Source organism: Pandoraea cepalis (genome assembly GCF_902459625.1).
GTDB classification, from domain to species: Bacteria; Pseudomonadota; Gammaproteobacteria; order Burkholderiales; family Burkholderiaceae; genus Pandoraea; species Pandoraea cepalis.
The window spans coordinates 107,303-121,911 of record NZ_CABPRY010000007.1 but is presented as its reverse complement, the minus strand read 5'-3'; the positions used below and the strand labels follow the sequence as shown (position 1 = coordinate 121,911).

Below are 14,609 nucleotides of genomic sequence, written 5' to 3'. Positions count from 1 at the left end.
CGCACGGGAGTCCACGCTGTCTATGACCACGCCTTCACCCTATACCTTTGTCTTGTTCGGCGCCACCGGCGATTTGTCACTGCGCAAGGTGTTGCCCGCGCTGTTCCGGGCGTTTCGCACGGGGCAATTGGGCGCCGATGCCGACGCTGGCACCGGTGCGAGTACCGGCCGCATTTTGGCGATTGCCCGCAAGCCGATGGAGGCCGCCGCGTACCACAAGTGGTGCGAGGAACACGTGCGCGGGCACATCAAGTCCGATGTCTGGGACGAGGGCGCCTGGTCGCGGTTTCTCACCACCATCGACTACATGCCGCTCGATCTCGGGCGTGAAGCCGAGTTCGGCGTACTGGCCGAGCGCCTCGCCCAACGGCAGGGCGTGCGCATCTTCTACCTGGCCACCGGCCCGTCGCTGTTCATCCCCATCTGCGAAGGACTGCGCAGCGCCAGGCTCAACGAGAACAGCCGGATCGTGCTGGAAAAGCCGCTCGGGCACGATCTGGCTTCGTCGGAGGCGATCAACGATGCGGTGGGCGCGAGTTTTCGCGAAGACCAGATCTACCGCATCGACCACTACCTCGGGAAAGAGGCGGTACAAAACCTGCTGGCGCTGCGCTTCGGCAACGCAATCTTCGAGCCGTTGTGGCGACGCGAGTTGATCGACAGCATTCAGATCACCATTGCCGAGGAAATTGGCGTCGAAGGGCGCGGCGAGTTCTACGAACAGACGGGCGCGCTGCGCGACATGGTGCAGAACCATCTGCTGCAACTGCTCGCCATCGTCGCGATGGAGCCGCCGCTGTCGATGGACGCCGACGCCGTGCGCGACGAGAAGCTGCGCGTGTTGCGTTCGCTGCGTCAGCTCGACGACGACACGGTCGCGCGCAACGTGGTGCGGGGCCAATACGGTGGTGGCGCGATCGGCAAATCGGCGGTGCCAGCCTATGTCGACGAGCCGGGCGTACCGCCGTCCAGCCAGACGGAGACGTTCGTGGCCCTCAAGGCCGAGATCGACAACTGGCGCTGGGCCGGCGTGCCGTTCTACCTGCGCACGGGCAAGCGGCTGGGCGAGCGCGTGGCGGAGATCGTTGTCAACTACCGCGCAACGCCCTATCCGTTGCTCGGCGAAGCCACGGCGCAGGCCGGCGCCAATCGTCTCGTCATCCGTCTGCAGCCGAACGAATCGATTCGTCTTTACTGTCTGGCGAAGCAGCCGGGCGAAGGCATGACCCTGCAAACGGTGCACCTCGACCTGGCGTTCGACCAGTTCTTCAAGGGACATCGGATGGATGCGTATGAGCGCCTGCTGCTCGATGTCATCAACGGGCGTCTCGCGCTCTTTGTCCGTCGAGACGAGCAAGAGGCGGCCTGGCGCTGGGTCGCGCCGATCCAGGCGTACTGGTCGCGTCAGCACAAAGGGCCAAAGCGTTACGCCGCCGGCACGTGGGGGCCGCCCGCCGCAAGCGCGCTTCTGGCACAGTCCGGCACCAGCTGGGTCGAAGAAGACAACTGAGGCGGATCGCCGGGCGAGGCCCGGCACGTCGGTCTGACGTCAAGTCAACCGGAGGCAAACACCCATGATCCACTGGCGCACCTTCCCCACCCGGCAGGCACAGGCGCTGGCGCTCGCCAACGCCGTCGTTGCGCGGCTCGACGAAGCCTTGACGATTCGTCCGCGCGCGTTGCTGGCCGTATCGGGCGGCACGAGTCCGAAGGCATTTCTCTTGCAACTGGCCCGGCTTCCCGTGGCGTGGCGCGACGTCGACATCACGCTCGTCGACGACCGCTGGCTGCCGCCGACGCACGCGCAGAGCAATGCCCGGCTGGTGGCCGAGACACTGCTGCCCGGTGCGACCGGCGCGCACTGGTTGCCGCTGGTGGACACCGCGACGTCCGCCGCGCTGCAGGTGCGAACGCTTAACGACACGTGGAGGCATGGCGTGCCGCAAGTGGCCGTGCTCGGCATGGGCGAGGACGGCCATACGGCGTCGCTCTTCGCCGACGCGGCGCAATGGCACGACGCCATCGCCACGCACGACAAATTCGTGCTTGTGCAGCCGCAGCACGCGCCGCACCTGCGCGTGTCGTGGTCGCTCGCCGCGCTCGCGTCCTGCGAGCGCCTCTTGCTGCAAATTCAAGGCCCGGCTAAACGCGCCGTCTTCGAAGCGGCGCAGGCCGAGGTGCAGGACAACGCCATCTCCCGGCTGATCCACTGTGAAGGAGTGAACATCGATGTCTTCTGGAGTGAGGAATAATCCGCCGCACGTAAGCGGTCCCCGACTGCTGGCCGACATTGGCGGTACCAACGCCCGGTTCGCGCTGGAAGTCGCACCCGGCGATCTCGTCGAGATCCGCGACTATGCTTGCGACGATTTCCCCGGCGTTCCCGAAGTCATCCGTGCGTATCTTGACGAGGCCGATCACGCTGAACCGGTGCGGCATGCCGCGATCGCCATTGCGAATCCGATTGCCGGCGACGAGGTGCGCATGACGAATCGCGACTGGCACTTCTCGATTGAAGCGACACGTCGTGCGCTGCGTTTCGAGACGCTGCTGGTCGTCAACGATTTCACCGCACTGGCGATGGCACTGCCTTACCTGTCCGAGGCACAGAGGCGTCAGGTGGGCGGCGGCGAACCGCAGCCGGGCGGTGTGATCGGCTTGCTCGGTCCGGGCACCGGCGTTGGGGTGTCGGGCTTGATTCCGGCGGCAGACCGCTGGATCGCGCTCGGCAGCGAAGGCGGGCACACGACGTTCGCGCCGGCAGACGAGCGCGAAATCGAAGTGCTGCGCTATGCCTGGAAGCAGTTCGCCCACGTGTCATTCGAGCGTCTGGTGGCCGGGCCCGGCATGGCGCTCGTCTATCAAGCCTTGGCGGCCCGAGACGGCCGCCCGGCGCCATCGCTGGAGACGCCCGCCATCGTAAAGCTCGCTCAGGCGGGCGATGCGCTCGCGCGTGAGACCGTCGATTGCTTTTGCGCGATGCTGGGCACGCTCGCGGGCAATGTCGCGGTGTCGCTGGGCGCGGTGGGCGGTGTGTACTTGGGGGGCGGCGTGATTCCGAAGCTCGGCAAGTTGTTCGAGGACTCACCGTTTCGTCGGCGCTTCGAGGCGAAGGGGCGATTCGAGGCGTATCTGAAGGCGATCCCGACTTACGTCATTACGGCCGATCATCCGGCGTTTCTGGGCACGTCCGCCATCCTTGCCGAACAGCTCGGCACGCATGCGGCGGGCGCGGGTGCGCTGATCGATCGTCTGCATCGGTTGCGCGACCGGTTGAGCCCGGCCGAGCAGCGCGTGGCCGAACTCACGCTCAAGCAACCGCGTGCCCTGCTCGCGGAGCCGGTGTCGGAAATCGCGCGTCTGGCGCGGGTGAGCCAGCCCACGGTCATTCGCTTTTGCCGCAAGCTCGGCTGTCAGGGACTGTCGGACTTCAAACTCAAACTCGCGAGTGCGCTGACCGGCACGCTGCCGGTGCGTCATGGACAGGTGCACGTGGGCGACTCGGCGGCCGAATTCAGCGCCAAGGTGCTCGACAACACCGTGTCGTCGATTCTGCAGATGCGCGAGCATCTCGACGCGCGCACGCTCGAGGCGGCCGTCACCTTGCTCGACGGTGCCCGCCGCATCGAGTTCTACGGGCTGGGCAACTCCGGCGTGATTGCGCAGGACGCGCACTACAAGTTCTTCCGCTTCGGCATGCCGACCATCGCGTACGGCGACCCATACCTGTTGCAGGCGTCGGCAGCGCTGTTGGGAGACGGCGATGTGGTGGTCGCCATTTCCGCGTCGGGCCGCTCGGCGGATCTGAACCGCGCGGTCGACGTCGCCGTGGCGCGCGGTGCGAAAGTGATTGCGCTCACGGCGCGCAACTCGCCGCTGGCGCGCAAGGCGACGCTCGTGCTGCCCAACGATCACGTCGAGACCATGGGCGCTCACGTGACGATGATCGCGAGAATTCTGCACCTCGCGGCGATCGATGTGCTCGCCGTGGGCGTGGCGATACGGCGCGCCGGGCCAGGGGCGGAGACGGCCGGCGAGGGCGCGCTCGACTGGCTTGGCCACGGCAGCGGACGGGACGCGGAGACGCCCGCCGGTCGTGTCACAATGGGCGCATACTCCCCCTCATGATTAAGACAGAAGAGGTTTGCGCATGTCCGAACAAGAACCGGTCCATGCCACCCGATCGATCGCGGATCCGGTGGAAGCCGTCGCCTACCTGAAAACGATTTACGATGCCAACACGGCGTACCTTCGCGCCGCTTTCGACCGCTTCGCCGCGCAGAAGGAGGCGGCGCGGCGCGTGAGTGCGCACTATCCATTCATTCGCATCACCACCGAAGACATCACCCAACTGGACAAACGCCTGTCCTATGGCTTTGTGTCGGGGCCGGGCAGCTATCAGACGACGGTCACGCGACCGGATCTGTTCGAAAACTACTATGTCGAGCAGCTTCGCCGTCTGGCGCACAATCACGGCGTTGCCTTCGAAGTGGGCGTCTCCGACGAGCCGATTCCTGTGCACTTCGCCTATCAGGACGGCGTGTATCTCGAAGGCGATCTCGATCAGACACACCTGCGCGCCATGCGCACCGCGTTCGACGTGCCCGATCTGGCAACGATGGACGACAGCATCGTGAACGGCACGCGCGATCCCATGCCCGGCGAGATCTTGCCGCTTGCGCTGTTCACGGCGCCGCGCGTTGATTATTCGCTGCATCGCCTGCGCCATTACACGGCGACATCGCCTGAGAATTTTCAGAACTACGTGCTCTTCACGAACTACCAGTTCTATATCGACGAGTTCGTCGAACTGGGACGCGAGCTGATGAGCGCGACCGACGATCCGGCCTTGCGCGAGTACCGCAGTCAGTACACTGCGTTCGTCGAACCGGGCAACGTCACGCACTGGAATCAGAACATTGCCGAGCTCGACGCGCGGGGCACGCCGCCGCCGCGCCTGCCGCAGATGCCGGCATATCACCTCGTGCGCCCGGACAACACGGGCATCACGATGGTCAATATCGGCGTGGGGCCTTCCAACGCGAAGACCATCACCGATCACATCGCCGTGCTGCGTCCGCATGCCTGGGTCATGCTGGGTCACTGCGCGGGGCTGCGCAACTCGCAGCGCTTGGGCGACTACTGCCTGGCGCACGGGTATGTGCGTGAGGATCACGTGCTCGACGACGATCTGCCGCTATGGGTGCCGGTACCCCCGCTGGCCGAGGTGCAGGTCGCGCTCGAGCGTGCCGTGGCCGACGTCACGCAACTCGACGACTTCGAACTCAAGCGCGTGATGCGCACGGGCACGGTCGTCACGGTCGACAATCGCAACTGGGAATTGCGCGATCACCGCGAGCCGGTGCAGCGCATGAGTCAAAGCCGGGCGATTGCACTCGACATGGAGAGTGCGACGATTGCGGCGAACGGCTTCCGTTTCCGGGTGCCGTATGGCACCTTGCTCTGCGTGAGCGACAAGCCGCTGCACGGGGAGCTGAAGCTGCCCGGCATGGCGGACCGGTTTTATCGCGAGCGCGTCGACCAGCATCTGAAGATCGGCGTGAAGGCGATGGAGCTGCTGCGCAATAACGGTCTGGATCGTCTACACAGTCGCAAGCTGCGCAGTTTCAACGAAGTCGCGTTTCAGTAACGGACGCCGGCGACCGCTCAGGAAAACACGCGCCTGGCGTGAATGCCCAGACCCAGCGCCACGCTGGCGAGACGGTCGCCGAACACCGGTGTCGCTTTCGGAAAGGCAGCACACATGGCACCGGAAAGGCTGCGCAGCCCCGTGGAGCCGCCGGTGAAGTAGAGCGCGTCGACATCCTCGGCGCGCAGGCCGGCCAACGCCGCCGTATGCACGGCGCCTGCCGTGATGCTCGCGATTTCGTCGCTGACGGCTTCCACCAACCCCGCTTCCGAGAACGCGACCGCGAGGTCGCGTTCGATCACCGACAGGTCGATACGCGTCTCGCCGCCCGAGGCGACGTTGATTTTCGCGTCTTCCGCATGACCGACGAGCGCGTGTCCGAGGCGTTGCTCGACCGTGCGCATCAGGCGTCGGTGATGGGCCGGGTCGGCGTACAGGTGCGCTGTGAGCGCCAGTTCACCAACGCGCTTCGGCGTGTAGACGGTGTTGATCAGGTGCCACGTGGCGAGATCGAAATAGATCCGGTTGGGCACTTCCTTGCCGTCGGGACCGAGCGCCTTGTAACCGAGTTCGCGCAGAATCGTGGCCAACTCGATGCGGCGGTCGAAGTCCGTGCCGGCGATATGCACGCCGTGGTGGGCGAGCACGTCGCCCTTGCGATCCAGATGGCGTGCCCGTTCCGGCCCGACACGCACCAGCGAGAAGTCCGAAGTGCCGCCGCCAATATCGATGACGAGCACCTGCTGTTCATCGCTCAGACGCGATTCGTAATCGAACGCGGCCGCAATCGGCTCGAACTGGAAATGCACGTCATGGAAACCTACGTCGCGCGCGCTTTGTTCCAGTGAGCGTTGCGCGGCCGCGTCGGCACGCGGATCGTCGTCGACAAAAAATACGGGGCGACCCATGACCACGTGACGCAAATCGCCGCCACTGGCCTTGAGTGCGTGCGTGCGCAAATGGCGCAGGAACGTGGCGATGATGTCGATATAGCGCATCGCCGACCCGTTACCGAGGTCGGTGGTGCTTTCGATCAGGGAGGAGCCGAGCAGGCTTTTGAGCGAGCGCATGAGGCGCCCGTCGTAGCCATCGACGTAATCGGCGACGGCCTGACGGCCGAACGACACGCGGCCACCTTCATCGGCGTTGAAGAATACGGCGGTCGGCAGCGTGCCGTAGCCGGCTTCCAGCTCGACCAGACGCATGGCGGCGCCGTCTTGCACGGCGACGGCAGAATTCGAAGTGCCGAAATCGATGGCGCAGAAGCTCATGGCATTTGCGGCCCGCACAGGCGAGCCGTAAAAGGTCGGCAGTGTAGCACGGCCGGACGGTCGGCCGGACGGAGGCGCTCCGGCGCGCGCTGCACGACCCTCATCCGCGTGCCGAATTCGCGTCAGGCTGGGCGGCGGGCAACGTGCGCAGGCTGCTTACCACGGCCGCCACCGCAGCGAACGCGGCCGCGACATAGAGCGAGGCCCGCGTGCCGAAGCCTGACGGGGCGACGCTGAAGATGAGGGCCACGAGCGCCGCACCGGTCGTTTGCCCGGTCAGGCGCGCGGTGCCCAGCATGCCGCTCGCGCCGCCGCTGCGATGGGCGGGCGCGGCCATGAGCATCGCGTAGTTGTTGGGTGACTGGAACAAGCCGAAGCCGAAGCCGCACAGGGCCATGCGCCAGACGATGTCGGCCGATTGCGGGTGCGCGGGCAGCAGTCCGAGCGCGAGCAGGCCGAGGGCGAACGCCGCCAGACCAATCGCACCGAGCAGACCGGGCTTGTAATACTCCAGCAGCCGCCCGGCCAGCGGCGCGACGACAACGATGGTGAGCGGCCAGGCCGTCATCAGCAAGCCGGTCTGCACACGATCGAAGCCCAGCGAATCCTGCAGGAAGAAGGGCAGCGCGACATACGCGAGCATTTGCGCGCAGAACGACGCCATCGACGTGCAGATCGACAGCCCGAAAATCGGAATGCGCAGCAGGTCCAGCGGCAACAGCGGCACGGGCTGGGTGCGTTGGCGTCGCACGAAGACCGTACCGATGACGATCGCGGCGGCGACTTCGAGCGCAACCAGCCAACGCGCCTGACCATGTCCGAAGGCGTCGATGCCGGAGATGAGCAAGCCGAAGGTGAGCGCGCTCAACAGCGCCCCGGTCCAGTCGAAGGGGTGCGAGGCGCGGGCCGTGTCGGGCAGCGAGCGCACGGCGATGACAAAGGCGACGACGCCGAGCGGCACGTTGATGGCGAAGAGCCACGGCCAGTGCGCGATGGACAGCACGCCGGCGGCGATCGTCGGGCCCGCAGCGGATGAAATGGCAACGATGAGCGCGTTGAGCGAGACGCCGCGCCCGAGCCAGCGCGACGGGTAGATGGCTTTCACCAGCGCGGTGTTCACACTCATGATGCCCGCCGCACCGAAGCCCTGCACCACGCGTGCGAGGGTGAGGGTGACGAGCGAATCCGAGAGCGCGCAGCCAAGCGAGGCGACGGTAAACAGCGCGAGCCCGACGGTATAGACGCGGCGGTAACTCACGATCTCGCCGAGTGCTGCGAGCGGCAGCAGCGAGATAGTGATGGCGAGCTGGTAAGCGTTGACGATCCAGATCGACGTGGCGGGACTGGCGTTGAGGTCGCGCGCGATCGTGGGGAGCGCGACGTTGGCAATCGCCCCATCGAGCACCGCGAGCGAGATCGCGAGCATGACGGTCGCAACGGCCCAGACCCGGGCGGGCATGGGCATACCGTCGGTGTGTGTGTCGGACATGTGGGCAGCGGAAGACGGGACGGGCGCGCACCGGGACGCCACAGCGGGCGGTGCGCACAACGAAAACGTCATCCTGCCCGAAATTCCTGGACCACGCGGTGCCCCGGCGCGGAGCCTTGTGTTTACAGGGGTTTCACTTACTGCACCATGTTTCGATAGATGGAACCTATGTTCCGACAGATAAAACTGGCCCGCCGAAGCCGGTAACGTACCTCAAGCCGCCGCCGCGCCACTGTGGAAGCGCGCGATCCGGATGTTGCCGAGCGAGTGATACGTCGAGCCGGTCGCGATGGCGGCGAGATCGACATCGCTATCGAGTATCGTCTGGACGCCGATGGCGGCGATGGTGCTGGCCGGCGAGCGTCCCGGGCAGGTGTGGGCGCCGTGCCCGAAGGTCCAGGCTACGTCGTCCGGTGCGGCACCGGCGGGCGCGGCGGCAAGCACCACAAGGATCGCATCGCCGCGTGCAAGCGTGCGTTCATGGATGATGGCGGGCGCGTGCAGGAATCGACGGGTGTTTTGCACGGGGGGATCGTGACGGATCACCTCGCCGATGGCGGTGATGGCGACGGCAAGGTGGGCCGGTAGCGATTGAGCACCGTTGACGGCGTGCACAGCGCCGGGCGACGCGTGCTGCGCGAGCCGGCGCAGGCTGTTGGCCACGAGTCCGGCGCAGGCGTCATGCGTTTGCGTAAAGAGGCCCACGACATTGGCCGTGAGCGCCGCGTAGTCGACGGCCTCATTGCGCGCCGCGCTGCGGGCCGTGTCGCGCAACCAGGTTCCTGGGGCGGCGTCGTTGTCGAGCCAACGCATGGCGCGATGGCGAAGCGTCGTGGCGGCGCTGTGCCCGCGTGCGAGCGTCTCGGCGCGCGCGGACGACTGGGTGGACTCGGCCATCGCGGCGACCAGCGTGCGGACGTCGTCGTACACGTCGACCCACTGTGAGGGCGGAACGCCCAGCCACGCCGCGAGGGCATAGATCGGCTGACGGAAGACAAAGTCGTCGAGGCGCGCGCAGGGCGTCTGCCCTTGGGCGAGATAGGCGTCTGCACAGGCGGCCTGGCTGGCGTTGCGCAGCCGGTCGAGGGTGGTGCCGTCGGCATGCAGCGTGGCGAGTCGTGCCTTGAGCCAGGGCTTCATTGCTGCATGCGCTGCGCCGTCGTTCATCCTGACGAGTGTGCCGAACCAGTCGCCGGCGGCGCCATTGGCCAATGCCGCGGGGACGGTCGCGCCAGCCGGCCGAACACCGCATGCCGGATGGCGCAGCACGGCGGCCATGGCTTGCGGGCTGGCGGCGACCCACATGCCGAGCGAGGCATCGAAATCGAACGGACGTCGCGCGGCGAGCGACTGGTAGTACGGATACGGGTTGGGGTGCACGACGGCGGTCAGGGCACTGGCGGGCGGCGGCACGGTGAGGCGATCGGCGGTGGCGGCAGACATGGCGGGCAGCTCGATATTAGGGGAACGGGACTCATCATGGCGCATCGGCCGACCGGCACGTTTCATCCCATGCTGAAGTGTTGAACGCATCCCCCAGCCTATACTGCCGATGCTGTGCTTCATCATCCTGACAGGAGTCCTGCTGTGGACATCGCAAGAGATCACGCCCCCGGCGTCAGCTCACTCGCCGCGTTGCTCGCCGATGCCGGGCGCATGACCATGCTGTGGGCGTTGATGGACGGTTCAGCCCGTCCGGCGGGAGAGTTGGCGTTGGTGGCCGGGCTGTCGCCTTCCAGTGCAAGCGGCCATCTTGCCCGGCTGGTCGACGGCGGCGTGCTGGCGCAGGAAGCACGCGGACGCCATCGTTACTTCCGCATCGCCACGCCTGAGACCGCCGCGGCCATCGAAGCGCTTGCCAGTGCTGTGCTTGCCACGCGCGATCTGCGGCCGCGCTCAGTACCTGTCAGTCGTTCCACGCCGATGCCGCTTCGCCACGCGCGGACCTGTTACGACCATCTCGCTGGGGAAGTTGCGGTCGATCTCTTCGCGCGGATGCATGCGCGCCGTTGGCTACGGATCGACGGTAGCGACGTGGCGCTCACGGATATGGGCGTGGAGGGACTCACGACCGTTGGCGTCAACCTCGCCACGGCCCGCGCCCATCGACGCCGCTTCGCCTGCACCTGCCCCGACTGGAGCGAGCGCAAGCCGCATTTGGGGGGCGCGTTGGGGGCGGCGCTGCTCAGTACCTGCCTCGACGCCAAGTGGCTCGAACCCACCCGGGAGCCGCGCGCGTTGCGCGTCACGCCACTAGGGGAACGCAAGCTCGCGGCCATCGCCCTCTGAAGCGAGGTGATGGCGGCGAAATAGCGAGGGCTCAGCCTCGTTCGGCCGCGGCGAGAAACGCGGGTGCGTCGGCGAGCAGGATGGCGAGATCGGCCGCGCCCGACTTCACCACGCGCGCGGTGCGCTCGCGTGTCAATGTATCAGTGCCCACCAACGTACGCGGACCGGCAACGCTCAGGGCTGCCAACGGTCTGCCGTGAGCGTCCAGCACAGCGGCGGCGCAGGCGTCGATGCCCGCTTCGAAGCCGTCCTGACTCCAGGCGCATCCGGCGTCGCGATCACGTTCGAGCTGGGCGTCGAGCGCAGCATGCGTGCGTGCGCTTTGTGCCGTGGCGGCAGCGAGCGGTTCCGGCCCGAGCAACGCACGGCGGCGCTCGGTGCTCAGATGCGCGAGCAGCGACCGGCCCGGTGCCGTCAGATGCGCCGTGACGCGGCTGCCCGCGCGGATATTGCTGACGAGCGGTAACGCCGGCGTTTCGCACAGCAGATAGCGAACCTGGGCGCCGTCGAGCACGGTGAGATAGCTCGATAGTCCGGTCTCGGTCGTCACGCGTGTGAGTACGCGCCGCGCTGTCGCCAGGTGATCTTCGCCGGCGAGTGCGCTGGCCGCCAGCGTCAGGAAATTCAAGCCAAGCCGATGGCCACCCTGCGGCAACGGCTCCAGCACGCCCTCGAATTGGAGCGTCTCGATCAACCGCATGACGGTCACCCGATTCACCCCGATGCGGCGGCCGACGTCGCTGACATTGGCGGTCGACCCGCCGTCCGCCACGAAGCGCAGCAGCTTGAGCGCACGCATGACCGGCGTCACGAGGCCCGCGTGTCCAGTGTCTTGCGCGTCGGTCGTGGACTCAATGTCTTGCATCGCTTTGTTCATGCGGTCGATTCCAGTCATCGGGGGCATCGGGGGCATCGGTATAGGGCGGGCGCAGCGATCGCGCTTGCGCCGCCGCGGGTCGCTCAGGCCGCGAGCGGGACTTGCCACGCGTCGTACTCGTAGACCCAGTCGGCATTGCCGCCTTCCTTGAGCCACTGGTTGCCGCGCGAGCCGATCTGCACGCGTGCCGTGCGTTCGCGTCGCGATACCTCGTAGCGCGCGAGCGCGGCGGCGAGCGTGGCGCGCTCGGCGCTCGGGCCCACGGCCGCCAAGTGGCGAGACAGTACCACAGCATCTTCGATCGCCATGCCTGCGCCTTGTGCCATGAACGGCATCATCGGATGGCTCGCGTCGCCCAGCAGCGACACCCGATCGCGCGACCATTGCGGTAACGGATCGCGCACATACAGCGCCGACTTGAGCACGCTGTCGCACGCGTCGAGCAGGGCGCGCGCTTCGGGGTGATAGTCGGCGTACATCGCGCGCAACTCGTGCACGTCGCCGGGTGCCGTCCACGATTCCAACGTCCAGCTGTCCTGCGGCGTCGTGGCGAAGACAAAGATGTCGCGGCCGAGATTGAGCGGGAACGTCACGATTTGGCTCGACGGGTTCGGTCCCCACCACTTCGTGAACGCGCCGAGATTCGGCACGCCGTCGAGTTTGTCCGCGGGCACGACCGCGCGATATGCCACCACGCCCGTGAACTCCGGCGATTCCGGCCCGAACAGGCCGGTGCGCACGACCGAGTGGATGCCGTCCGCGCCGATGAGCACATCGACGTCGTCGTGCGTGCCGTCCGCGAACGCGAGTCGAATGGGGCCGGGCTGTGCGATGCCCGGCGCTTCGAACGATACGAGCTTCTTGCCCAGCGCAATCGATGTCGCGGGCACGGCCTGCTCCAATGCCTGCAACAGGTCGGCGCGGTGCATCGTGAGTTGCGGCGCGCCGTATTTCGTCTGCGCCGTGCGGGCCATCTCCAGACGGGAGGTCTCCTCGCCCGAATCCCAGGTGCGGCTGATGCGATGACTCGGTTGTGCTGCCGATTGGCGCAAAGCGTCGCCGACCCCGAGGCCGTCGAGCGCGCGCACGGCGTTGGGTGTCAGGTTGATGTCCGCGCCGACCCGGGCGAACTGCGCTGCCTGCTCATACACGCGCACACGGAAACCTGCGCGCAGTAAGCCGATGGCGGCGGCCAAACCGCCGATGCCGGCACCGTTGATGCCGATGAGAGGAGCTTGCATGGGAACATCCTTTGACGAAAGTGACGACAAACTAAAAAAATAATAAGTTCAAATATGAACACAGTGTTCAAATATTATTGTTTTTGATTCGATCAAAGGCAAGGCATCCTCGGGTAAATCCTGAGGAAACGGACGAGCCCTGACGGGAAGCGAGCCAGGACGCCCGGCAACGCCCGCGGGACGAACGGTGCCGCTCCCTGTGCGGCTGGGTCGGCAATCTTTGTCGCCGCACCCGCGCATTAGCACGCCAATTTCCTGTTATCAATTCGTGAATCTCCGCTGCGGGACTCATGCGTCACCTGGCCTAAGCTTCGCTCAGTTGGTTTCATAAGTGATCCAACGTTTCATAGGTGAAACGTCGAAAATAAATGCGGGACGAGGCGACTGGCTTGGGTTGCCGCGCATCGCATCCGGCGTCGTCACCGTTTTTGAATCATCGAACGACAGGAGTACACAGATGAAGCGGTTTCCGATGGGGCGGATCCCTGGCATGACGGCGCTGGCGGCGGCAATGCTGCTGGTGGCGGGGGTGCCGGTCGCTGCGCAGGCGCAGAGCAACGTCACGATCTACGGCAGCCTGGATGCCGGCATGGCGTACGTGAACAATCAGGGCGGCAACGCGAACTGGATCGCCCAGCAGGGCGCGACGCAGCCGGATCGCTGGGGCTTTCGCGGGGTCGAGGATCTGGGCGGTGGCAATCGTGCCATCTTCCAGCTGGAAAACGGCTTCTCGACGCTCTCCGGCAACACGGTCAAGGCGGGCGCGATGTTCAACCGCCAGTCGTGGGTCGGTCTGCAGTCGGACAAGATGGGTACGTTGACCATCGGTCACATGACCACGTTCAACTTCGACTGGCTCGGGCCGATGAGCACGGCCTACCTGGGCATGAACTGGTACATGTTCCACCCGGGTAACCTCGACGAGCTGGCGAACACGTCCGTCGTGCAGGTCGACAACTCCGTGCGCTACGTCACGCCGGACTTTGCCGGCTTCAAGGCGGGCAGCATGATCTCGTTCGGCAACAACACGAACTTCGCCAACGGGCGCAAGTGGAGTGTGGCCGCGAACTATACGAACGGCGCCTTCAAGGCGTCGGCAGTCTACTCGAACGAGAACAACCGCACGCCGAACGTTGCCGTGCTCGGCGGCGCGACCTTCCAGGGACAGGCGGTTGGCAGCTATGCGGCGTCGAACGTCGAGAACATGGGCGCCGGCGTGTCGTATGGCTTCGGGCCGTGGCTGCTGCACGCGTTGTACACGCGCGTGAAACTGCAATCGCCGGGCTTCAGCGACACGTACCAATCGTTCGACGGCGGTGCCAACTATGCGACGGGCGTGGCCAACACGATCACCTTCGGCGCGGCCACGACTTCGCTGACGGGCAAGCGCTGGACGCAGGTCAGCCTGGGCGACGTCTACGCGTTTTCCAAGCGCACGCAGGTGTACCTGAGCGGTGTGTATCAACACGCGAGCGGCAATGGGGCGGTGACGGCCATCAACACGATCGGCGCCTCGTCGACGGGCAATCAGTTCATCATCCTGTCGGGCGTGCATCACTCGTTCTGACACCTCGCAACGCCAACGCATTGCGAGACGCTCCTGGTGGTCTCACTTCCCACGCCGGCCGGCCTTTGCCTGCCGGCGTTTTTTTTCGCTTCGGCCGTTGTGTTGGCTGTGCAACGCCTGTGGGTGCGGGTTTCCCCTAGTCAAAAAACAATTTTGAACCGGCGAATCCCTCCCTATAATTGATCCATAAGTAAATCAACGTTTCACATATGAAACGTGTCCCGC

11 protein-coding genes are annotated in these 14,609 nt (G+C 65.8%); 6 read left to right on the top strand and 5 right to left on the bottom strand.

Features of this window, described 5'->3' with window-relative positions:
* The first annotated feature begins 22 nt into the window (after positions 1–22).
* The 4 genes from zwf (at position 23) to PCE31107_RS15645 (ending at position 5,650) form a co-directional block, all read left to right on the top strand.
* Positions 23–1,510 carry a glucose-6-phosphate dehydrogenase gene (gene zwf / locus PCE31107_RS15660; protein WP_130025137.1) on the top strand — a complete coding sequence of 496 codons (1,488 nt, stop codon included), beginning with the start codon at positions 23–25 and terminating at the stop codon, positions 1,508–1,510.
* A gap of 64 nt (positions 1,511–1,574) precedes the next feature.
* The gene (gene pgl / locus PCE31107_RS15655) at positions 1,575–2,252 is read left to right on the top strand and encodes a 6-phosphogluconolactonase (RefSeq protein WP_130025138.1); all 678 of its coding nucleotides are present in this window, start codon (positions 1,575–1,577) and stop codon (positions 2,250–2,252) included.
* Positions 2,230–4,128, top strand: coding sequence for a bifunctional transcriptional regulator/glucokinase (locus tag PCE31107_RS15650; RefSeq protein ID WP_174966685.1), 1,899 nt, complete (start codon positions 2,230–2,232; stop codon positions 4,126–4,128). The genes pgl and PCE31107_RS15650 overlap by 23 nt, the downstream gene beginning before the upstream one ends.
* Positions 4,129–4,150: 22 nt before the next feature.
* On the top strand, positions 4,151–5,650 hold the full coding sequence (locus PCE31107_RS15645; protein ID WP_150609677.1) for an AMP nucleosidase: 1,500 nt from the start codon (positions 4,151–4,153) through the stop codon (positions 5,648–5,650).
* Positions 5,651–5,667: 17 nt separating this feature from the next.
* On the opposite strand, the gene PCE31107_RS15640 is transcribed toward PCE31107_RS15645, so the two are convergent.
* From PCE31107_RS15640 to PCE31107_RS15630, 3 genes are all read right to left on the bottom strand, one after another.
* Positions 5,668–6,921: an Hsp70 family protein gene (locus PCE31107_RS15640; RefSeq protein WP_130025140.1), complete on the bottom strand. Its 1,254-nt coding sequence runs from the start codon at positions 6,919–6,921 to the stop codon at positions 5,668–5,670.
* A gap of 100 nt (positions 6,922–7,021) precedes the next feature.
* Positions 7,022–8,410: an MFS transporter gene (locus PCE31107_RS15635; protein ID WP_130025141.1), complete on the bottom strand. Its 1,389-nt coding sequence runs from the start codon at positions 8,408–8,410 to the stop codon at positions 7,022–7,024.
* 213 nt (positions 8,411–8,623) lie between these two features.
* Positions 8,624–9,853 carry a cytochrome P450 family protein gene (locus PCE31107_RS15630; protein WP_150609675.1) on the bottom strand — a complete coding sequence of 410 codons (1,230 nt, stop codon included), beginning with the start codon at positions 9,851–9,853 and terminating at the stop codon, positions 8,624–8,626.
* 213 nt (positions 9,854–10,066) lie between these two features.
* Here PCE31107_RS15630 and PCE31107_RS15625 point away from each other — a divergent pair, with 213 nt between their 5' ends.
* On the top strand, positions 10,067–10,699 hold the full coding sequence (locus PCE31107_RS15625) for an ArsR/SmtB family transcription factor (protein WP_174966693.1): 633 nt from the start codon (positions 10,067–10,069) through the stop codon (positions 10,697–10,699).
* Between the two features lie 31 nt (positions 10,700–10,730).
* Here PCE31107_RS15625 and PCE31107_RS15620 read toward each other — a convergent pair whose 3' ends face one another.
* Entirely contained in the window at positions 10,731–11,576 is an 846-nt protein-coding gene (locus tag PCE31107_RS15620; protein WP_130025143.1) for an IclR family transcriptional regulator, read from the bottom strand.
* Positions 11,577–11,659: 83 nt separating this feature from the next.
* Entirely contained in the window at positions 11,660–12,817 is a 1,158-nt protein-coding gene (locus PCE31107_RS15615; RefSeq protein ID WP_130025144.1) for an FAD-dependent monooxygenase, read from the bottom strand.
* A gap of 490 nt (positions 12,818–13,307) precedes the next feature.
* Between PCE31107_RS15615 and PCE31107_RS15610 the strand changes: the two genes are divergently transcribed.
* The gene (locus PCE31107_RS15610; protein WP_174966692.1) at positions 13,308–14,384 is read left to right on the top strand and encodes a porin; all 1,077 of its coding nucleotides are present in this window, start codon (positions 13,308–13,310) and stop codon (positions 14,382–14,384) included.
* Positions 14,385–14,609 lie beyond the last annotated feature (225 nt).